Raw genomic sequence first — 21,159 nt, forward strand, 5'->3', positions numbered from 1 at the left:
ATTCTTCAGAGAAAAGAAGGGGGAGTCTCTGAAGGTTAACCTTCATTATCTCTTTAAAAACGTAAGGCCTGACCTCCAATCCGGAAGCAGGCCTTACGCTAAACACGCGGCGGACATGGCATGACCATGCGGATCATGGTTCCTTGTCCCTCGCCTGCCGAGATTACACGGAGTCCGTAGTTCTCGCCGAATACCAGCTGAATCCGCCGATGCACATTCAGCAGGCCGATGCCGCCGGTACCGCTAAGGTTCAAGGAGGATTCAGGCACATGATTCACATGGTCGTACTCGTAGGACAGCCGTGCCGAAACCTCGCACAGCTGTTCATCCGTCATGCCGATGCCGTTATCCGTAACGCTGACCCAGAAGGAATCAGCATCGCATCCGGCAGTGATCATAATGTACTGCGATGCTTCAATGCCGTCCGGAAAGGCATGCTGGAATGCATTTTCAATTAAGGGCTGGAGCGTCAACCGCACCATTTTGTACAGGAGCAACTCATGGGGAACCTCAACCCGCAGATCAAATTCTAGATCATGCCGATGCTTCATGATCGTCATGTAGTTCAAGACGTGCTTGAGCTCATTCGCGACCGTGATCTCCTCCAGCGACGTCAGCAAGGAGTACCGCATCATAAAGCCCAGGGAGGACACCATTTCAGTAATCTCCGAAGAGCCTTCAACCTCGGCATAACACACGATGGTCTCCAGCGTGTTGTACATGAAATGCGGATTGATCTGGAGCTGGAGCGCCTGGAACTCGGCATTCTGCCGTTCGATAATCGTCTTCTGCTGCTGCAACTCGGTCTCGTATACCCGCTCGATTAATTCCGACAGCCGGGTCACCATCAGATTGTACCGCTGCATCATTTCCGTCAGCTCGTCCTCACGCTTAGGAAGTTCCAAGGGAATCCACCGCCCCTGCTCCGTCTGGCGCATCCCGCGGATAATCGTCTGGATGGGCTGGGTAATGGAACGGGTGAAGCGGTAAGCAAGCAGACAAGCGGCAATGAGGCTGATCAAGCCGATCGTCCAGACCGTGGACCGAATGCTGGCTACCGGTTTGCGCCACTCCTCCAGCGGCATCGAAGCCACCAGACGCCAGCCGGAATAGGGAGACATCCGCGTCATGAACACCCTCTGCTCTCCATCGGCCGTCGTATATTTGAAGGATTCCTCGTCTGCGCCCATGATGGCGGCAGTTAGCTTCGGATCCTCGGCCGGAGACGAGGCGTCATGCTCCAGTCCCTCAGGCTGATAGACGACATGGCCGCTCGCATCCGCGATATAGAAGTATCCGCGTTCGCCCAGATCAATTCCTTTCCAAAGGGAGGATAATTCCTGGGAACGCACTTCCATGGCTAGCACGCCTTTTTCCGCTGTGGAGGATAGTCCCTTGATCAGTCTCGTCATGCGTACCACGCTGCCGCTGCGTCCAGGTATAATGCTCTCCGTGTGAATCATGAGACCGCTTTCATCTTTTGTGGTATTACGGAGATCCGTCAGCTGCTTCGCCTTCTCCTCTGCACTGAATACCGGAGCGGTAAAATCAGAGCCGAAGCTGTACGTGGCATGTCCGTTGTAAGACAAGAGATACATGGTCAGCAGTTCGGGACCCCGTTCCATGAGGGGACGGAATACCGTATCCTTGATCGTGGAGCTGATGTGATAGTAATCATAATGGTCCGCCGGGTTAGGCAAATCGACGAATTTCTTCAATTCCCGGTTGGTCAATAAGGAGATCATCGTACGGTCGTAGGATTTAATATACAGATCGGTATGGTTCAAGGCATTCTGCACGATTTGCGACATATGCCGGTCCAACTGGCGGTCCAGCTCAGCTGATGAGCGCGCGTAGGTAACGATGCCGATCAACAAGGTAGTCAGCACAATGATGGATACAAAGTACAGAAACAGCTTGCGGTACAGTTTATTTTTCATCCGTTAAAGCCCAGCATCGTCCGATATTCCGTCGGTGTATGTCCCGTTACCTTCTTGAACATTTTCGTAAAATGGGGATAATCCTCGTAACCGACGTTCGCCGCCACGTCGATGATCCGCATATGCGGCAGAGCCAGCAGCTCCTTCGCCCGCTCCATTCGCCGGTGAATCCGGTACCTTACAAAGGTATCGCCCGTCATTTTCTTAAACATTGCGCTAAAATACGTCGGCGTATAACCGGCCATCTCCGCCACTTCCTCAAGGGTGATCTCCTCGGACAGATGCGTGTCGATATACGATTTCACTTCATCCAGCGGGTTCTTGAAATTTCCCCACCGCTGCGTCACCAGATCGGCGGTCATCTGCTTAACCCTCAGCTCAAATTCGTTGAACAGCTGCTCCTGCACCGTGTGGTGACCGATCGATTCAATCACCGAAACCTCCATATACCCTTTTGAGACAAGACGACGGAAAATCATGCCCACCGCATCATCCAGCAGCTGCTGAAGCTGTGGAACACTGAGTCCCGCGGTTTGCAGATGCGCTCTCCAATTCACCAACAGGCGATCGAGCTGTTCGGTCTGCAGCATCCAGATCTCCTGCCCGATATGTTCAATCCAATCGACATAGGAAGCCAGCGAGACAATGCCTTTATTGCGGTGTTTAACAATCGTGTCAAAGGTTTGGTGCAGCACCACGCCGGTGACTGGCTTTAGCAGATAGTGTTTAACCCCATAAGCCAGACATTGCTGCGCATATTGGAATTCGCCATAACCCGATATGACGATAATTTGAATATGCCCATACTGCTCATGGAGCTCCTGACACAGCTCCAGTCCGCCCATTCGGGGCATGCGGATATCAGTCAGCAGTACATCCGGCTCGAATTCCTTGATCAGGGAGAGCGCATGCTCACCATTCACGGCCGTGTCAATGGCATCAAACTGCAGACGGTAGGTCTCCGCCATCTTGACCAGCCCTCTTCGGATTACAGGTTCGTCGTCAGCAATAAGCAACCGCATATCATTTTAGCCTCCTGTATGTAGAAGAATAAGGGATGAGGCAAACATCGAATGGAACAATAAGGTATCCGCAGCGGATACCTGTGATGGTAAGACCGGCGGATACCTTGATTTTTCATTCTTCGCTCATTTGGGTTGAACGCTTACATATCGGATTTATTGTACATGATTTAAGGAACAAACAGGAGATGCCCTACTTCCTATCTTGGATGTTATCTCGTACGGTCTACGACATTCTCCTTGTTCTTCCAGCGCTCCGTCGCTTCCTTGATGATCTCATCCCCGCCCTTGGCCCGGTATTCCTCCAGCACCTTCGGCCAATCGGAGATCGGCTGCTTGCCGTAGATCATTTTCACCATGCTGTCCAGGATGAATTTAGGTCCCGTATCTCCAGTCGAAGCCAGATCCGGGAACTTGGAGAAGCTGTTCAGATTCGCCATGAACGTAATGCCGCCGCGGCCTTCATTGCTCAGCACGTCGCTGAAAGCCTTGATCACGTCCTGGCCATCCTCGGTAAGGGCTGTCTGCTTCTTATTGTAGGTCAGCTCATGCACGAACCACAGCTGGTTGGCCCGGAAGCCCGCCTCATCAACCTCTTGCTTCGTCACAGGCCACTTATAGTTGACATTCCCGTTCTCCATCGTGTAATTCTCGCCTTCAATCCCGAAGGAGAAGAACATATCGGCTTCCTCCGTCAGCATCCAATCCAGTAATTTAATGATTTCGATGGCTTTCTCTTTTCCCACCTTGCTATTGATATAGTACGTAGTCGATACCGAGCTGTATAAGCCGAGTCCGCCCTTGCCGTCCGGTCCGGTCGGGGATGGGTAAATATCCACCTTCATCGAAGGATCCACTTCCTTCAGCTTGGTGCGGAACCCGATCAGCCCCTCGCCGTTGGACGCCCACATCCCGGATTTGCCGGAGTTGATGTTCCGGCCGTAATCCTCCTGGGACAGGGAAGCGAAATCCTTCGGGATCAGCCCTTCATCGTACATCGTCTTATATGTCTGGAGCGCCTTGGTCATGTTCTCGACATCAAAGAACTTCGGTACGACCTCCCCATTCAACTCCATGAACTGGAACGGCAGCACATCGTATGCCCCAAGGAAGGTATCCGCATATTTAAAGCCCTCACGGTACTGGTATGGATGCTCTACACCCAGTTTCTTAAAGGCACGCAGCATATCCAGGTACTCTTCGACGGTTTTGGGCGCTTCCTTGATCCCGGCCTTCTCCATGAGATCCGTGCGAATGAATGTGGCGCGGCGCGACGGATTTTCCAGCCAAGCCGGGATGCCGTAGATTTTGCCGTTATAGGATACTTCCTCCCACGCGGCCGGAGTGACCATTTTCATCAAATTCGGAGCATGCTCCTTGAGGAGATCATCCAGTGGCATGAACACCCCGGCTTCGACCGAGCCTGACATAGACCCTGTTGTTGGACCTCCCCGCATATTTCCCACAACGTCCGGAATTTCGTTGCCTGCAAACATCAGACTCATCTTCTGATCAAATTCCTTGTGGGACATCAAGCGGATATCGAGATCCGTGTTGGTCATCTCCTCCAGCTTCAGCACCCATTTGTCCTTATTGATATCGGGTGACGACTCGATGTAGGTGTTGCCGCCCGTGGAGAAAGAAATCGAGAAGGCCAGCTTGTTGGGGTCTATACCTTGCTTCGTTTCTTCCGGCTTTGGACTGACAGTTCCTTCTTCCGGTTTCCCCCCGCATCCCGCGAGCAGTGACATCATCATGACGCTGATCAATAAGACCGTCCAACTTTTTTTCATCAACCTCTCCCCTTTTTCACAATAAAGTAGACAAGTGGCTCATTCGTGAGGTAAGCGCTTTCGTTAAATCCATTTCATCGTAGCTCATAACCCTCATATGCAGTATTGGCGTTCTTATTATGGGATTGTGTTCTTTTACGATCAGGATTTGATCGAACCGATGAGCATGCCCTTAATAAAATATTTCTGCAGGAACGGGTAGACCAGGATGATCGGCAGCGTAGCGATCACAATCGTGGCCATCTTGATGCCCTCCGGGGACATGTTCGCCAGATTCTCAAACGTGGTGTCCATCTCTCCCATCTGATCGGTAATGACGATCTCTCTTAGACGAACCTGGAGCGGAAATAGCTGACGGCTATTGATATAGTATAGAGCGGACGAGTATGAATTCCAATGCGCAACGGCGTAGAACAACCCCATCGTCGCCATAACCGGCTTGGACAAAGGCAGCACAATGCTCGATATGATCCGCAGCTCCCCGCACCCATCGATCCGGGCCGAATCAATAATTTCGTTCGGCAAATTCATGAAGAAGGAGCGCATAATAAACAGGTTGTACGCGCTGATCGCGCCCGGAATAATCAAGGCCCATACGGTATCCAGCATGTTCAGCGATTTAATGAGCAGATAATTCGGGATCAGGGGCGCGCTGAAGATAAAAGTAACCAGCACGAGCATGAGGATGACTTTTCGTCCCCGATATTCATTGCGCGACAGCGGATAGGCCAGCGAGGCCGTTGCAATCAGGTTGATCCCGGTCCCCACGACAGTCACGAATACGCTGATCAGAAAGGAACGCCATACGGAAGTATCGTTCAAGACGATTGCATAGTTGGAGAGCGTAAACTCAATCGGCCACAGGCCAACGTCTCCCCGTGAAATGGCCACATCACTGCTGAGCGATTGTGCCGCAACGTGCAGAATCGGGAATATCATGGCGGCCGACACAGCGGCCAGGAAGATAAAGTTGAAAATTTCGAATACGGATTCACCTTTTGATCTTTTTATCATGTTTTCGGTCACCTGCCTAGTATAAGGAATTTCCGGTCGTTTTGCGGCTTATGGCGTTTCCGCCCACAATGAGTAGCAGCCCGATGAGAGATTTAAACAGCCCGATGGCTGTGGTGTAGCTGTACTGCTGTCCGAGCAAACCGACGCGGTAAATGTACGTATCTAGAATGTCGCCCTTATTCTCGTTCAAGGCATTCAGGAACACAAACACCCGCTCGAACCCGAAATCCAGGAAATTGCCGATGTTCAGCAGGAACAGAATCATGATCGTGGGCAGAATCGACGGAATCGTTATCGCCAGAGTCTGTCGCCACCGGTTTGCGCCGTCTACGCGTGCAGCTTCATATAGGTCCGGGTTGATCCCGGCCAGCGCCGCCAGGTAAATAATCGTTCCCCAGCCCGCTTCCTTCCAAATGCCGGAGCCGATCAGAATGCTGCGAATATAGCTTTCCTCGCCAAGGAAGTAAATCGGTTCGAGTCCCACCCACATCAGAATCTGATTCATGATGCCCGTGGTCGGAGATAGAATGCCTACCGCAATCCCCCCGATAATGACCCAGGACAGAAAGTGAGGCATGTAGATGACCGTTTGCAGCACCCGCTTGTACAGGACGAGACGAATCTCGTTCAACAGCAGGGCCAGAATAATCGGAATTGGAAAAGCGAACACAATGCTGTACATCCCGATCAGCAGGGTGTTCCAGAAGATCCGCAGAAACTCCTCGTACTGAAACATGCGGTAGAACTGATCCAGCCCCACCCATGGGCTCTCCCATATGCCTTTGAATAAGTTGTACTCCTGAAAAGCCATGGCGCTGCCGAATAAAGGGACATATTTAAATACCAGAAAATAGAGGATGCCCGGAATCGAGATGAGGTATATCGCCTTGTACTTGCGAAAGCTGGATAACCATTCCCGGCTCCGCGCTGACGGTGTTAGCCGCGTGCTTGGGTTGATGTTCGCCATAAGGACCTCCCGTTGTAAGTTTTCCTTCGTATTCATCGTATAAGCGGAGGGCCTCGCCAACAATGGCGGCATTTGTTTGTCGATGTGTTTTTTTACGATATGTATAAGAGGTTATTCAAAAAGTCCGCTTTTGATAAGAAAACCTCTATCGAGGCCACTTCAAGGATGAGCGACCGCGATGTATAGGTAGGTTTTCTTGCGATATAGAATTTCATCAGTTCCACTGATAACTCATAAATTCTATATCTAATCTAACACGAAGCGAATCAGAAAGCAGCTCGGTATCGAATCTTGAATTCAGCCGGGACTAAGCGGATGCTTTCGAAGTCATGTTTCCCTGCGGAAACATCTTAGGTGCTCACGTACCCAAAACAGCAGATGCTTTCGAAGGCGTTTTCTGCGAAAACGTGTAGCTCTGCTCCTGACGTCCCTAGCTTCAACCAACTGAAGCGTTTTGAAAAAACGCACATCGGAAGCATAAGCTTCGGTGCTGAAAATCGGCCTTTTTGAACACGCATTTTAAAATGGGGGATTGGAGGCGGAATAAAGAAAAAAGCCCTTCTGCTAGCATGGTCTATCCGGCCATGGTAAGCAGAAAGGGCTTATGGGAGAAATGAACACAGGCCTACTGTGTCCGCGGAGAACGATCTTTGCAATGACTCCCCGCGCTTACTACTCCCGATGCACCGTGCGGCTTCGTAGGATAACATCCATATCCCTTGCATCGGTAACAGGTTCGCCTTAGTCGTTCTCCGTGATCTCCCGAATCGGAATCGCCATGTTCCAGGTCTCCGTACAATCGTAAAACCCGCGGCTCCCGTCCGAAGTCGCAGCAAACATCCAGGCCGGACGACCGTCCTCCATGAGCAAAAACGGCCGTTCGAGGTTACCCATCAACCGCTCCGTGCCATCATCCCACCGTACTCTGCGAGAGTACACGGGTTCCCCAGGCTTGGTTGTCATCTTCCACTCTTCCCCGTTCGCTGACCACGCATGGACTCCACTATAGCGCTCCCCGCAGATAGAGCCGTCCATGTCCTTGGCAATCATCTCGTATCCGCGTGCCGTACGCCAAATGAAGGGATCTTCAATATGAATGGCTGGGGGAAACAGCGGTTCAGGCTTCCGGGCATAAGGGCCGTATACCGATTCAGCGCAGGCTAAGCCCAACTGCATGTTGCCATAGGAATGCCCTTCATAGGGACGAGATTTATAGATGAGCTTCACCGAACCGTCCTCATGAACACAGGGGGCCGGATTGGACACCAAGAAGCTGTCAAAATGATTCGGGCGGGTCAGCAGTACCGGATGATCCCTCCGTGTCCAAGGCCCGGTTATGGAAGGAGCGGTTGCAACCCCGACCCGTTTGTTCGCCCTGGCAACCACGACGAGCGGATCATTCGGAAGCAGCGGCTCCCCTTCTTCAGGCAGCGGAAACGGAAACGTCGTACCCATATAATAGAGGACGTACGCGCCCTCAACCTTCACGATATGCGGGTTGTGCACACTGCATCCGTCCCAATAGGCCGGGGATCTGGCCCCAAGTACCGTCTCCTCGTATACGTACGGTCCGGCCGGATGGTCGGAGACCGCTCGGACGATCTCCGAGGCCGCAAGCCAGCCGGGATGCATGGGCAAGGATGTAGGCCAGCGCGAAGCAAACATATGGTACCGGCCGTCCTCACCCTTGATAACGCTGCCGCACCATATCCAATACCCCGGCATTCGAAAGCCTCCTGCAACCGGTGCAGGATCAAATACGATTTTCATCAATTATCACTCTCTCTCCATTGGCAGTAGCGTAACCTTGCGCAGATTCATTAAAGAATCGGAAACCAGCGATAGTCCCCGTACTTCAAGACGATGTATGCCTGCCGAGAGAATGGTCAGTTGACCGATTTCGAATTCTCCCCAGCATCCGTCCCCACCCGTATCGTAAGCGGTACAAGTCATCGTCTGTCCATCCAGGGCCAGCTCATAACGTCCTCCTGCCTGATCCGCTCCAGCAGACAAGGTAACGATGACTCGGCACTGGACGGGCACTTCTTCCTCCGAACGGAACGTCCATTGCACAGCCGCATTGGGAGCAGTCCAGCCGGTAACGCCGTCATGACCGCGTTTTCCGTTATCGTATCGCAGGCCATCGCCCTCGATAACACCATCATATGCCCAGAACGTATTCGGCATTTGAGATATAAACCTTGGAGCCAGATTCGTCTCCAGCGCTCCATCCAGCTTCAGCTGGATCACCGTCGCATAGGCGTCCTGAGGCACCGAACGCACATCAATTTGCCAATCCCATGGCCCAAGCTGTCGGATCGGCAGATTGTCCTCCTTCGCTATCGTTCCAATAGGCCTGGCATATTGAACTTTACTAGCGAGACCAGGGAGTACCAATAAACCATCCTGCGGCCAATCTCTCACCAGTAAGTACAAGAGATTCTCCTCCGGCTTCCATGTGCAATAACCCCACTGCGGCGTACCGATCGGACTGCCGCTCGTACCGTATATCGCCTCGCCGTTCCGTTCCAAGAAGCTGCCCACCGTCTCCAGCAGACTTCTTGACGTATCGTCAATCGTCCCATTTCCGAGCGGCCCGACATTCAGCACCAGATTGCCGTTCGTGGCTGCCACGCGCAGGAGCTGTTCGATTAATTCATCCGGACTCTTCCAATGGTCATCGTCATATCGGAACCCCCAGGAATCATTCAGCGTATGAATCGACTCCCAGTCCTGCTGCACCGGATGGAACCGGAGCTGGTTATCATGCGGATTGCCGTAATCCGCAAATCGGTCATCTCGAAGCCGCTTGTTAATCAAGCAGTCCGGCTGCAGCCGACGTACCAGATCATGGAACCACACGGCGTGCTCGTCGCTGATCTTATGACCGCAATCAAACCACATCAACCCAATTGGACCATAATCGGTCAGGAGCTCCTCTACTTGAGGAAGAGCTTTCTCGTCAAGGTAACGCTCAAACCGCTCCCGCTTATCATCATATTCGATCCATTCCTCCAACAGATCCCACGCGCCAATATTCCCCGGGTAATCCAGCGTGTTCCCCTGCGAATCCGGGTGATGCCAGTCCATGGCATGGGAGTAATAGATCCCAAGGCGAATCCCCTCAGCTTGGCAGGCCTCTGCCAGCTCCTTGATGGGATCACTTAGAAAATGGGCGTGACGAGTAATCGAATAATCGCTGACCTTGGAATCATACATCGCAAACCCATCATGATGCTTGGCCGTCACGATAACATATTTTGCCCCAGACCGCTTGGCCAGTGCCACCCATTCATGCGCATCAAAAGCCTCCGGGTTCATCCCGGCTGCGGCCTCCGCATACTCAGCCACCGGAATCTTTCCCCTTAACTGGATATGCTCCGCATAATTGGCATCCACCCGTTCACCGTTCCACACCCCGCCCAGCATCGAATAAGGCCCCCAATGCACAAATAGCCCAAAGCGTGCTTCCCTCCACCAGGCTATCCGACGGTCACGATCATAGTCGGTTACCTTCTTATCGCTTATGAGAGCATTCGACCTTTCCTGCTCCAGTCCTGCCCCGTCCATGTATTCATCCCGCTTCATGTTTATCCCTCCTTACGCCCGTCAGCGGTCCGACAGTCTAATAACCTCCATTATAGAAGGTACGCTGGTGCAGTCTCTTTGTTTTTTTGAGTTGGGGTTGTGTTTTGTTGAGGTGATCGAATAAAGCAGCCATTTGCTTTGCCTAACCTATGTCAAAAAATCACCTCTGTTATGAATAGCCAACATGATTTCAAAGCTAAAGGGTCGCATAAATCAAATACATTAGGGCTGCCGCATGGCAGCCTTTTCTCTACTTAACTAATGGGCAGGATTGCGTAGCTCAAGGGCGAATAGAATAAGCAAAAAACTGTTTTTATCTAAATCAGAAATGGAAGGATGAGCAGTATGAGCCTATCGGCAACAATCAGCAACTTGGAAAACGGCAAACATCAGCACATCGTCGTTTATGGAACCAGCCTAACCGAAGGCGGCGCTTGGGTCAGCGGATTAAAGGAAATTCTGGATCGCCAGTTTCCAGGGCAAGTTAAATTGACCAACAGCGCCAAAGCTGCACAATGGTCGGGCTGGGGACTTAAAAATTTGGAGGAACGTGTAATCGCTCTCGCTCCCGATGCCGTTTTTCTGGAATTCGCCATAAACGACTCATACTTGCCTTATCAGACGAGTGTTACGAAATGCGGTGAAAACCTGAATGCCCTTATCGATCGAGTTCACGCTGCCAACAAGTATTGCGAAATTCTGTTAATGACCATGAATCCACCGGTTCGGGAACACCTGGAAATCCGTCCTCAGATTGAGCAATATTATCAAGTGTATAGAGATGCCGCTCGCAAGCGCGGACTTTTGCTCATAGACCATTACCCGGTTTGGCGGAGATTGTTAGACGAAAACCCCGCCGAATTCGACCGGCTTATTCCGGATGGAATTCACCCTTCGGACGAGGGCTCGACTAAAATTACGCTTACCGAAATCGTTAAGACTTGGTTGTAGCAACATAAGATGTTGATCGTTGGAATAGAAATCATTAAACTAACGGGACACTATAGTTAAACACTGAGCGGAGGGGAGTGATCGAATGATTCCTACGCTGGCAATTGCAAATAGGCGGTTTATGTTGGCTGATTGTAACTCCGTTTATGCGGGCATCAGCCCAATTACTGGACAGGTATTCCCGATTTGATATTATTTTGACTTAAAAATTTCATTAAATCATGACTCAGCTGCATAATCTCATGGTTAGCATTATTCGCATAATCCGGCAACATCATATCGCTAACCATTTTAGTTCGTAGCCATGCCATAAAGAAAAGATCCAAAAATAAGTTTGGAAAGTTAAGCACTATTTTAAGCATGGGTGGATCAATGGAAACGCCAGCTTTTTGTATTGCCCTTAGATACGCTTTTAAAGTGACTGTTATTTTGCGTGCCGTCTTTCTGGTTCTGACTGTTTTTTTGTCAATGATCTTATTCTCAGATTGCAAAACGCTCAACATGGCAATGTCTGATACAGAATGTGTGATTAGATACGCTTGCATATCCTTTTTAATAACGTAGGGAAGCTTTGCTGTTTTAAATAATTTTGCGAGGTTTTCTATGCGTTCTGTCACTACACCATTAATTTCTCCAAATGCAGTTGCCGCTATAATCTTTGGTAGAAATCGAGCGTGCAATACTCCATCTTTAATCTGTCCGCCGAAGCCGGGAAAAGCGGGTAAAAGTCTATCCCCTACGATATCCAGCCACGAAGAAAATCCAATTGAATTACTAGTCATCGTAACTATATTTTTGCTTTGATTATCTTTTAGCGCTAACAACGCTGATTCGGACCGATCATAACGAACGGTAACGAAAATAAAATCGTATACATCGTCATTTTCGAGCGTATCAATGACATTCACTTGTATCGATCTAACTGTACCTTTTTCTTTATATTGCAGGCCATGTTCTCTTAATGATTTAAATCTATTAGAATGTGCAAACAGGGTAACGTCAAACCCTGCTTCAATAAACTTAATTGCGTACATGCTCCCGATGACACCTGCACCAAAAATTAAAATTCTATCTTGTTTTGCTGACATAAAACCACCCCTACTTATTAACATTTTCTTTTGATCATCCGACAACATGTTGTATGATGTGATTGTAAATCTTTATTATTCCTTGATCAACCATCAGTATTTAAGTATTTGTCGGATGATATTCTTATTCGATAGTAGGAGGGAAACATGAAAAAGCAACCCCAAATAACGGAGAAAACAAGACAAAAGTTTGTAGAAGTTTTTTGTGAGTTATATAGCCAAAAGCCGATTGAGAAAATTTCGGTTCAGGAAATTGCGAATAAGTCTGGATATAACCGCAGCACCTTTTATCAATACTTTACTGACATTTACGAATTGTTAGACTCTGTTGAAAATGACTTATTGAATGACATGAAAAAAGAATTGGCGAATAAAGAGCTATCGATGCATACGGTTCAAGATACGCTCTATTGTCTGGACAAAAGAGAACATCTCCTGGTTCTCAATGCCCTTTTGGGTGATTATGGAAGTACCCGTTTTTTAAAACGCTTAAAAAAAGAAATCACTTTGGATCAATTAGAATTAAACGTTCCGCAAAACCATTCCTTAACGCCATACTTCATTGAGTTTTACCTGACAACTTCCCTTTCTTTATTTCGCCTTTGGCTCCAGCGTCAAAAGGATTTATCGTCAGAAGAATTTTTCAAGTTAGTGGAGAACCTATATTCAAGAGGGATTACGCCCTATTTTAAAGAATGAGTCTGTCATTTAAACCAAATCCATAGGTAATAACCAGACTCAAACAGTAGTAAGCCCGCTACTATTCCGGAAACGCAGCCTATTAAAAACCAGTTTCTCCATAAAACTCACCGACTTAATTTCTCTCCTTCTCAAAATCTGAAAGTCTGGACTGTTCCTCATCAAAGAAAAAGGAACTGTAATCACAGTTCCTTAACATACTAAAGCTACATTTCATTTATATAAATAATCTAATATATCCAGTGAAGGGATTCGCTAACAATGATTTGTTACAATATCTGACGACTATCTTTAAGTAGAACATCGTGTGCACTACCCTCAACAATACTTGTAGAAGAAACTAAGGTTATCTTAGCATTTTTTTGTAGTTCAGGAATTGTCAGGTAACCACAATTACACATTGTTGAACGTACTTTGCTTAAAGAAAGTCCAACATTATCTTCTAAACGTCCTGCATATGGTACAAACGAATCAACTCCTTCTTCAAAAGAAAGTTTTTCGTCACCGCCTAAATCATATCTCTGCCAATTTTTTGCCCTTGTACTTCCTTCTCCCCAATACTCCTTCATATAATTACCGTTTATATTCACTTTTTTAGTGGGGCTTTCATCAAATCGGGCAAAATATCTTCCTAACATTAGAAAATCTGCTCCCATAGCTAGTGCCAATGTAATGTGATAATCGTGTACAATACCTCCATCAGAACAAATTGGTACATAGATTCCTGTCTCATTAAAATATTCATCACGAGCCTTCGCTACCTCAATTATTGCGGTAGCTTGACCTCTCCCTATGCCCTTTTGTTCTCGTGTAATACAAATTGCACCGCCGCCAATTCCTACTTTTACAAAATCGGCACCAGCTTCGGCAAGGAAACGGAAACCTTCTTTATCAACTATATTTCCTGCCCCAACTTTTACGGAATCACCATAATTCTCCCGGATGTATTCAAGAACAATCTTTTGCCATTCTGTAAATCCTTCGGAACTGTCAATACAAAGAACATCTACTCCAGCTTGAAGCAATGCTGGAATTCGTTCAGCATAATCTCTAGTATTAATGCCTGCACCAACCATATATCTTTTTGATTCATCAACCAACTCATTCTCATTTTTCTTATTCGTATTGTAATCTTTTCGAAATACCATAGAAATCAATCTTTGTTCACCATCAATGATTGGAAGGCAATTTAATTTGTGCTCCCATATAATATTATTTGCTTCTTTTAATGTGGTATCTTTATTCCCACAGATTAAGTCTTCGAATGGTGTCATAAAATCTTTAATTTTAGTGTCTAAGGTCATCCGACTAACTCGATAATCTCTGCTAGTTACAATGCCTACTAATTTACCTCTAGAACTTCCATCAATTGTTACTGCTACAGTTGAATGATTTGTCTTCTTCTTTAACATTAACAGTTCGTCTAAAGTACCTTCAGGAGATATGTTAGAATCACTAACAACAAAACCAGCTCTATAACTTTTAACACGAGTAACCATTTGTGCCTGACTTTCAATAGATTGTGATCCGTAAATAAAAGAAAGTCCACCTTCTTTGGCTAAAGATATTGCCATTGTATCATCAGAAACAGACTGCATAATTGCAGATGTCATAGGAATATTCAAAGACATAGGAGGTTTATTTCCTTTTTTAAATTTTACTAATGGTGTTTGTAAACTAACATTTGTCGGTATACACTCTACAGATGAGTAACCTGGTATTAGTAAATACTCACCAAAGGTGCGAGATACTTCATTCGTATAAACTGCCATATTATTTTCCCCCTTGTTCTTGAGCTGTTTTTTCCATAAGTTTATATAGACCTTGATACAATCCCATAAGCATTTCATCATCAAAATCAGTAAATAACTCCTCCATATACTGTTCTTCCTTCTTACTTCTTTCCAAGTAATACTCTTTACCTTTAGCTGTTAAAGCAACACGCAAACTCCTTCTGTCAGTTTCATCTTTTCCTACTTTCACAAAACCTTTTTTCTCAAGAATGTTTATTATTTTTTTCACATTCTGACTCGAAGTACCGACATTTTGAGCAATATCTTTTAGGTTAAGAGAGTAATCGTCATAAAGAGAAATATTCCACAACACAAAAGCTTGTTTTAATGAAAGCTCCTTATATCTTCTATCGCCTAAAAGTTGCAAACGGTTAGACAATGTGAAAATTGATCCATAAACATATGCTTTAGGTGTGATTTCTTTTTCGATTGGAAATTTCATTTTTCCACCTCCAAAAAAGGTAACTGGTTATGTATTAAAATATCTAACCAGTTACCTTTTGTCAAGTATCCGAAATAGAAACCGACTAACCCAATAAAAAACTGCCCGTTAGCGCAGAGAGCCTCTCCATTGCGGTTTAGATCAACAAAGAGACTACAATTTATTATTGCAATCTCTCTGTCGTTACTTTACATATTCTTTAAAGGTTGGACCAATGAATATGATCCTATCTGGGTGCAAGAACAGTTGGAGAAGCCGCTGATATAATGAGCTAAAAAAATCCAAGCATTACGAGGGCGATCCCTGTTAATACTTGGGTTTTATAATCATCCATTGAATCATTCATGTGCTTTTAGTTCAGTTACTCTCCTGTATCCAACATATTACCTCATGGGAATTACCAACCGCAAAGACCACGATACTCCAACTGTTCCCATAAATTATTGTATCGTTGCTGAACTTCATCAGATACTGCGTGTCTGAATTGTTCAAATAATTTCACACATTTCAGTGTCGCATTTTCATTGCGGATTTCAATAGCGGATTCCAACCCATCTAAAGCACTTTTAGCTCCCTCATCATATCTTCCTTTTATAAAATAATAACGTGACAGTTCAGCCCGAAATCGCACATATCGTTCTGCCCTTACTAAATAATTATATGTACCGCCGTCCTTTTGATTTAATGATAAAATATGATCTTCAAACTTTAGTAAAACATGATCTATATTGAAATGAAAACGATTTGCAGCTTGAACAATCTTGGTTAACGCAGGCAGGATTTCATCTTCTTTCGTTTCAATAAATTCTACATATTCGGCAATAATTTCAAAATCACCCATCATTACCTTATATAAATATGTATTCGCTATAGCCCAGATTTTAAAATTATCTTTAATTGCAAGCGCTTCTTCCGAGTCCTCTTTAACCCAGCTCAAGTCAGAATACAACGCCACATATCGTAATGCCTGCTCATAATCACCACGCTCATCACAAACAGCCGAACGCATCAAATATGAATAAATGATATATAAAAACAAGGGCTTTTGGGGCTCTTTATCATGATAATAGCGAATGCCATCCTTCCCATATTTAAAAGCATATTGAATCTTTGCCTTTCGTCCCATCTCTTTAGCCAACATATCAACCTTACTCCAATGGCGCAGAGAGCAGTATACATTGGCCAAATCTTTTAGTGCATCAAGCTGATCCACTTCATCTAAACGTTCGACAAATCCTTCAAATTTGGTGGCTGCCCGAAGATTTTTTTCCTGGTCATGACCTAATGAGATTGTAAACAGTCGGTAATGGCACAGGGCTAACCGTTCAGAATGTTGATATTTCTCACTCTCGGCTACTGATTCGTAAATAATTGCGGCAGCTAAAATTTTACCCTGATTAAACAAAGCCTCGGCTGTGTCAAAAAGCATCGGCACATAAGCTAGGTTATCCGTCATGTATCGAACAACCTTCTGAATTAACTCCAACTTATCCAGTTCGGCACAGCGGTACAAAAACGGCTTTAGTCTTCGCCAATTCAGCGGATAAGCAAAACATTCATCCGCATACAGCTCATAAAAGCTGCCTTCGGGAAGTCCCATCGCCGATACCATACGATCTAATTGCTGCATAGCAATGGGGCGTACCCCCTTAATAATAGTGCTTAACGTCCCTGAGTTAATTTTTGATAGTTCTGCAAATTGATTTATAGTTAATCCCGTCTTTTTCAGGTGAAAATCCAATTCTGATCGTATCGTGGTTGTATGTATCAATTCAAACAACCTCCAATAAGAATATCCGCATACCGAACATCCATAATTTAGTATGACTCTATAGTAATAGTATAAATGAGTCTAACACCTGTCAATTAATGCTTAAAGTTGTATTGCACACATAACTCACTTTGCTAAAAGAATACCTTTGTAATCACACGCCATACTAGAATATATTTACAATTTATAACAAAAACCTTATAAGGACAATAATTGATATATAATGAATCTTTTAGTGACTCCAATATTAACTATCTTTTGTCTACACTTCTTATATAAGAGGAGTCGATCATACATGGATAAATCGATTGCAGAGAGATTGGGCATTATCATTCGAGAGATCAGAAAAAGTCAGGAGCTAACTCAAGAGGAGCTTGCCGAAAAAATCGGGTCCTCGTTTAGCTATATAGGCAGGCTGGAAAGAGGAGAAGGCAATTTCACCGTGCAAACCCTCGAAAAAATTACAACAGCGCTTAATCTCGACTTCTTTGACTTTATATCATTAGGTAAAAAAGATAATGAGATCATATTAGAAATTAACTCGCTGCTATTACAGCAAGATGAAGAAAACCAATTAAAAGGATTAAACATCCTTAAAGAGTTGTATCGGAAATAAAGAATGTACATCGCAAAAGATATCTCTCTTCCTTATTCGATTCTTTTAAGGCAGCATTTCAATACGATAACTAACTCCTGATTATACGGGAGTTTTTATTGCTTTACCGAATTGATAATTAATCAAAACAAGCGCTAATATATTGAATCAGATTTTCTAGAACATCGACCCGGCTTGAGGTCCTGAGTTAAAACTAATTGGTGTACGCAAAAAAACAGAGCGCTGATAGTATCAACGCTCTGTTCTATTCAAAAATTATTTTTTAAAAGTCACCTTTTTAGATAACCCATCTTCCAGGTTCATTTCACCTTTATGGCGAACGAATACATTTTGGTTTCCTCCAAATTTCGGAGGGTTCTTCGGATCATAGTCAACCCAGCGACTATTCCCATTTCCATTCATAGAGTATTCCATGTATTGGGTAGCACCAATGAGCTCATTTTTTTCATCATCAGCTTCAACATTAGGTGGCAATTGAGCAACGGTACCATTATGCACACCCAGCTCCTTAATGACTTTATCTGTTTTGTAATCATATGCTTTTATTTTTACATCATTTCCGTTCACTTCAACCTGAAGTCCCTGTTTAAAATCAATGCCTGTTTGCACTTCGCCACCATTTGGACCTGCTGATGCCCACCCCATTTGAATACCGGCTGTGTTCACAACAGTAAAACCACGCTTATCTCCACCTTCTACTACCTTTTTACCTGCCCAATCCGGAAGATTAAGATCCCAGTGACTGTGGCTTGTAAAAAGAATGACTTGCGGATAATCCTTTAAGATGGCTTCTAATTTCCCTTGGTCTAAGTAATCACCTGTATAGGGGGATTGATTGGAGCCTGAAATACTATCCTTCAGCACATGATGACTAAAGAGAAAGATGGGTTTATTCGGATCGTTCTTTGAATATTCTTCAAGATTCTGTTTTAACCAATCAAGCTGCTCATCACTAAGATAAACCTCATCCCACAAAGATTTATCATGGTAGTGCATATATTTTTCGGTTCCTAAGAAAAGGAACGGATATCCGTCTAACTCTTTTTTATGATAGACTTTCTCTTCGCCAGTAAAGTTATAAAAATTTTGGAACATTTCAGATTCCGGCGTATTATTTGGCCAGGTGTTTTGCGCTAATTTGTTCGGGGCTGCCCATTTCGGTTTATAAAACTCATGATTTCCTATGCTGTACCAAACATGTTCTGGATGAGGATTATTATCTAACACCTGTTGTACGGCTTGATATTCAAAATCCCACCCTCGGTCTGTAATATCACCATTCACGATTAATGCTTTTGAAGCAGGGTTTACCTGTTTCATATCGTTAAGTACATGCTGAAAGTCATTGTAATCCCCTTGAATGTCACTAATGACATCAAAAGTAAGACCGGGATTTTTGGAAAATAGTTGTTCATCCAGTTTTGCTTGAGCTGATCCTGAAAAAGCACCTATATTGAAAATAATAGATGTTGCCATAATACTTGTTAGTAGCTTCTTCACAATTATTCCTCCTAGTTATCATCATTTTCAGAATATGATCCGCAAAACGATATAAGTTTCTATTTTATAGTAAACCGGAAATATTAAGGTAATATTCTCCTACAGTAAATAATGCACAAAAAAATGTAAATAAACCAAAGCTGCAACCATTTTTCAGAAAATAAAAACACATTCGAATTTGAATGTGTTTGTGTATCGTACTACCCAATAAAAACAACGATTCCATCCCGATGAGTAAATGCACGGGGAACTTCAGACTCAATTAATTCAATTCTCTCAAATATCTTCAATTGCTTGTTCTCAGGCAGATTATCCTTCGCCCAATCTTTTATTTTTGATAATTCATCTATAATAAGTGGAAAATCTTCTTCAACTAAATCTATTCCAACAGGAAATACCTTAGTCCATTTAAGTCCTAATTCCTCGATTGCTGGCTCCCAACATTCTTGAAAAAAAGACTCAGTAGCTATAGGAATAAAAAACTTCTTTTCGAACTCATCCTTTGCATCTAGAATCATAACACTAATCGACATCACTTTTCCCCTCCAAACAATACATTAAACGTGTAATCTGGAAACTCTTTTTCTAATTGTCTTAAGCTGTTCTCTGCAGCTTGTCTTAATTCAGGAGTATCACCATCGAGTCTAAAGATGAAATTACGAATACCTTTTATTTGATCCAGTGTTGGTATGTTTGGATCCCCATTTTTAGTAGCTCTGGTGGCTGTAGCTTCTGCAATATTTTCAATTCTTTTTCTTGTTTTACCCAATATTTGTTTATCCGTAAATTGCTGAGGTGTTTGAGCAGGTAATCCCGTTTTTGGATTAATAATATCCAATCCCTTCGCTGCTTTATCCTCATAGAAAATACCATTATCCAAGTCTATTTCATCTAATTCACCAATTGGTTTTCCAGTATGGTCAACAATTTCAACTTCTTTTATTGTCTTAGCTTTCGGGTCCCCAATTGTCGGCCCCTTACCCCCATCGCCCCCCGAATCATGCTTGAGATTAGGCATCTTTTTCACCCCGACCCGGTTAAGAGCAAAAGCGCCTAAAGCCATGGCTCCCTGCTGCCCCAGATAGGCCGACTTCCCCATCTCATTCATTCGCTCTTGCTCGGCCTGTATCCTTTCACCGAATTTCTCGCGGGTATCGCCAACATCAAATGCCATTTTGGCACCCCATATGGTCGTATTCACGACCTCCTCAGCAGTCCCTATTGTAACATCGTAAGCCATCTGTTTACCGGTTCCGATCGGGTCTTCGATCAAGGCGTTTGCCTTATCTTCAACAGCTCCCCACATCTCGGTGGCCCCCGATTTCGCACCTTTCGCAAAGTCTTTGGCTTCATCACCCAGATCTTTAAGTTGGTCACCAAACGACTTTACCTCAATGGCCTTACCATAGTGGACATTGCTCATCCCTGCAGAGTTTAAGATCTGTGGAGCCGCACACCTGGGGTCTAAATGGCCCTGTTCATTGTCCACCTGCATGAATTTATATGCGATTCTCTTCAATTCCTGACTGGTCACCTGCATGTGCTCAATCGTCAATTTCATGTCGCGATAGGCCTGCTTGAACTCATAATAAAATCTCGAACATGTCGTACCATCCCAACACGACGCCAGCATCTGGATCTGTTGGTTCAGCGTGTTTTTGTTCGCCTCCAGCTGGTCAGAGGCCCTGTCGAATTGATCCGACACTGCCAGCAGCACCTCAGGAGGTACAAGTATCTTGGACATAGGTCAACCTCTTCGTCATTTGTTAGATAGTCATTCTACTTCATTTCAAATAACTGGAAAAGGTTCCAAGGTCCTCTTTATGTGGAGTAACGGCTCAGTCGAAAATTCCCTAGCGATGCATAGATCTGCAAAAGCATGCAAAAAAGAGCGCCGGTTCAGCCGACACTCGGTAGTCTTGCGCAATGTACGTCAATCTGTAGGCGTTCGCGTAACTTTTCCCATCAATACAGA

Annotated in this window: 17 protein-coding genes; 3 read left to right on the forward strand and 14 right to left on the reverse strand. The window is 45.2% G+C overall.

The features are described from left to right. Nucleotides 1-98: 98 nt before the first annotated feature. From ABEW73_RS23535 to ABEW73_RS23565, 7 genes are all read right to left on the reverse strand, one after another. Entirely contained in the window at nucleotides 99-1,940 is a 1,842-nt protein-coding gene (locus tag ABEW73_RS23535; RefSeq protein ID WP_430168271.1) for a cache domain-containing sensor histidine kinase, read from the reverse strand. Beyond that, entirely contained in the window at nucleotides 1,937-2,962 is a 1,026-nt protein-coding gene (locus tag ABEW73_RS23540) for a response regulator transcription factor (protein WP_430168269.1), read from the reverse strand. The genes ABEW73_RS23535 and ABEW73_RS23540 overlap by 4 nt, the downstream gene beginning before the upstream one ends. 212 nt (nucleotides 2,963-3,174) lie before the next feature. Continuing rightward, nucleotides 3,175-4,755, reverse strand: coding sequence for an extracellular solute-binding protein (locus ABEW73_RS23545; RefSeq protein WP_430168268.1), 1,581 nt, complete (start codon nucleotides 4,753-4,755; stop codon nucleotides 3,175-3,177). Nucleotides 4,756-4,896: 141 nt separating this feature from the next. Continuing rightward, nucleotides 4,897-5,769, reverse strand: a complete 873-nt coding sequence (locus tag ABEW73_RS23550) for a carbohydrate ABC transporter permease (protein WP_430168265.1) — start codon at nucleotides 5,767-5,769, stop codon at nucleotides 4,897-4,899. Nucleotides 5,770-5,785: 16 nt separating this feature from the next. Then, nucleotides 5,786-6,736 carry an ABC transporter permease gene (locus ABEW73_RS23555; protein WP_098742239.1) on the reverse strand — a complete coding sequence of 317 codons (951 nt, stop codon included), beginning with the start codon at nucleotides 6,734-6,736 and terminating at the stop codon, nucleotides 5,786-5,788. 741 nt (nucleotides 6,737-7,477) lie between these two features. After that, on the reverse strand, nucleotides 7,478-8,461 hold the full coding sequence (locus tag ABEW73_RS23560; protein ID WP_430173316.1) for a glycoside hydrolase family protein: 984 nt from the start codon (nucleotides 8,459-8,461) through the stop codon (nucleotides 7,478-7,480). Nucleotides 8,462-8,512: 51 nt separating this feature from the next. Beyond that, complete coding sequence (locus tag ABEW73_RS23565) at nucleotides 8,513-10,324, reverse strand: alpha-L-fucosidase (protein ID WP_430173318.1); 1,812 nt, start codon at nucleotides 10,322-10,324, stop codon at nucleotides 8,513-8,515. A 345-nt stretch (nucleotides 10,325-10,669) separates the two neighbouring features. Here ABEW73_RS23565 and ABEW73_RS23570 point away from each other — a divergent pair, with 345 nt between their 5' ends. Next, nucleotides 10,670-11,275 carry an SGNH/GDSL hydrolase family protein gene (locus ABEW73_RS23570; protein WP_430173320.1) on the forward strand — a complete coding sequence of 202 codons (606 nt, stop codon included), beginning with the start codon at nucleotides 10,670-10,672 and terminating at the stop codon, nucleotides 11,273-11,275. Between the two features lie 164 nt (nucleotides 11,276-11,439). Here the strand turns inward: ABEW73_RS23570 and ABEW73_RS23575 are convergent, their stop codons facing one another. After that, nucleotides 11,440-12,363, reverse strand: coding sequence for a ketopantoate reductase family protein (locus ABEW73_RS23575; RefSeq protein WP_430173322.1), 924 nt, complete (start codon nucleotides 12,361-12,363; stop codon nucleotides 11,440-11,442). A gap of 147 nt (nucleotides 12,364-12,510) precedes the next feature. On the opposite strand from ABEW73_RS23575, the gene ABEW73_RS23580 reads away from it, so the two are divergent. Then, nucleotides 12,511-13,062: a TetR/AcrR family transcriptional regulator gene (locus ABEW73_RS23580; RefSeq protein ID WP_430173324.1), complete on the forward strand. Its 552-nt coding sequence runs from the start codon at nucleotides 12,511-12,513 to the stop codon at nucleotides 13,060-13,062. Nucleotides 13,063-13,331: 269 nt separating this feature from the next. Here the strand turns inward: ABEW73_RS23580 and ABEW73_RS23585 are convergent, their stop codons facing one another. The 3 genes from ABEW73_RS23585 to ABEW73_RS23595 form a co-directional block, all read right to left on the reverse strand. Next, complete coding sequence (locus ABEW73_RS23585) at nucleotides 13,332-14,834, reverse strand: IMP dehydrogenase (RefSeq protein ID WP_430173326.1); 1,503 nt, start codon at nucleotides 14,832-14,834, stop codon at nucleotides 13,332-13,334. A gap of 1 nt (nucleotide 14,835) precedes the next feature. Beyond that, nucleotides 14,836-15,297: a MarR family winged helix-turn-helix transcriptional regulator gene (locus tag ABEW73_RS23590; protein WP_430173328.1), complete on the reverse strand. Its 462-nt coding sequence runs from the start codon at nucleotides 15,295-15,297 to the stop codon at nucleotides 14,836-14,838. Between the two features lie 397 nt (nucleotides 15,298-15,694). Then, entirely contained in the window at nucleotides 15,695-17,068 is a 1,374-nt protein-coding gene (locus ABEW73_RS23595) for a helix-turn-helix domain-containing protein (RefSeq protein WP_430173330.1), read from the reverse strand. Nucleotides 17,069-17,363: 295 nt separating this feature from the next. Here ABEW73_RS23595 and ABEW73_RS23600 point away from each other — a divergent pair, with 295 nt between their 5' ends. After that, entirely contained in the window at nucleotides 17,364-17,684 is a 321-nt protein-coding gene (locus ABEW73_RS23600) for a helix-turn-helix domain-containing protein (RefSeq protein ID WP_430173332.1), read from the forward strand. Nucleotides 17,685-17,939: 255 nt separating this feature from the next. Here the strand turns inward: ABEW73_RS23600 and ABEW73_RS23605 are convergent, their stop codons facing one another. The 3 genes from ABEW73_RS23605 to ABEW73_RS23615 all read right to left on the reverse strand — a co-directional run bounded on the left by ABEW73_RS23605 (nucleotide 17,940) and on the right by ABEW73_RS23615 (nucleotide 20,928). Further along, entirely contained in the window at nucleotides 17,940-19,184 is a 1,245-nt protein-coding gene (locus tag ABEW73_RS23605; RefSeq protein ID WP_430173334.1) for a DUF4073 domain-containing protein, read from the reverse strand. A 200-nt stretch (nucleotides 19,185-19,384) separates the two neighbouring features. After that, the gene (locus ABEW73_RS23610) at nucleotides 19,385-19,717 is read right to left on the reverse strand and encodes a hypothetical protein (RefSeq protein WP_430173336.1); all 333 of its coding nucleotides are present in this window, start codon (nucleotides 19,715-19,717) and stop codon (nucleotides 19,385-19,387) included. Beyond that, nucleotides 19,717-20,928, reverse strand: a complete 1,212-nt coding sequence (locus ABEW73_RS23615) for a WXG100 family type VII secretion target (protein ID WP_430173338.1) — start codon at nucleotides 20,926-20,928, stop codon at nucleotides 19,717-19,719. Before ABEW73_RS23615 ends, ABEW73_RS23610 begins: the two co-directional genes overlap by 1 nt. Nucleotides 20,929-21,159: the final 231 nt, after the last annotated feature.

It is taken from the genome of Paenibacillus lautus (assembly GCF_050482385.1).
Taxonomy (GTDB): domain Bacteria; phylum Bacillota; class Bacilli; order Paenibacillales; family Paenibacillaceae; genus Paenibacillus_AQ; species Paenibacillus_AQ lautus_B.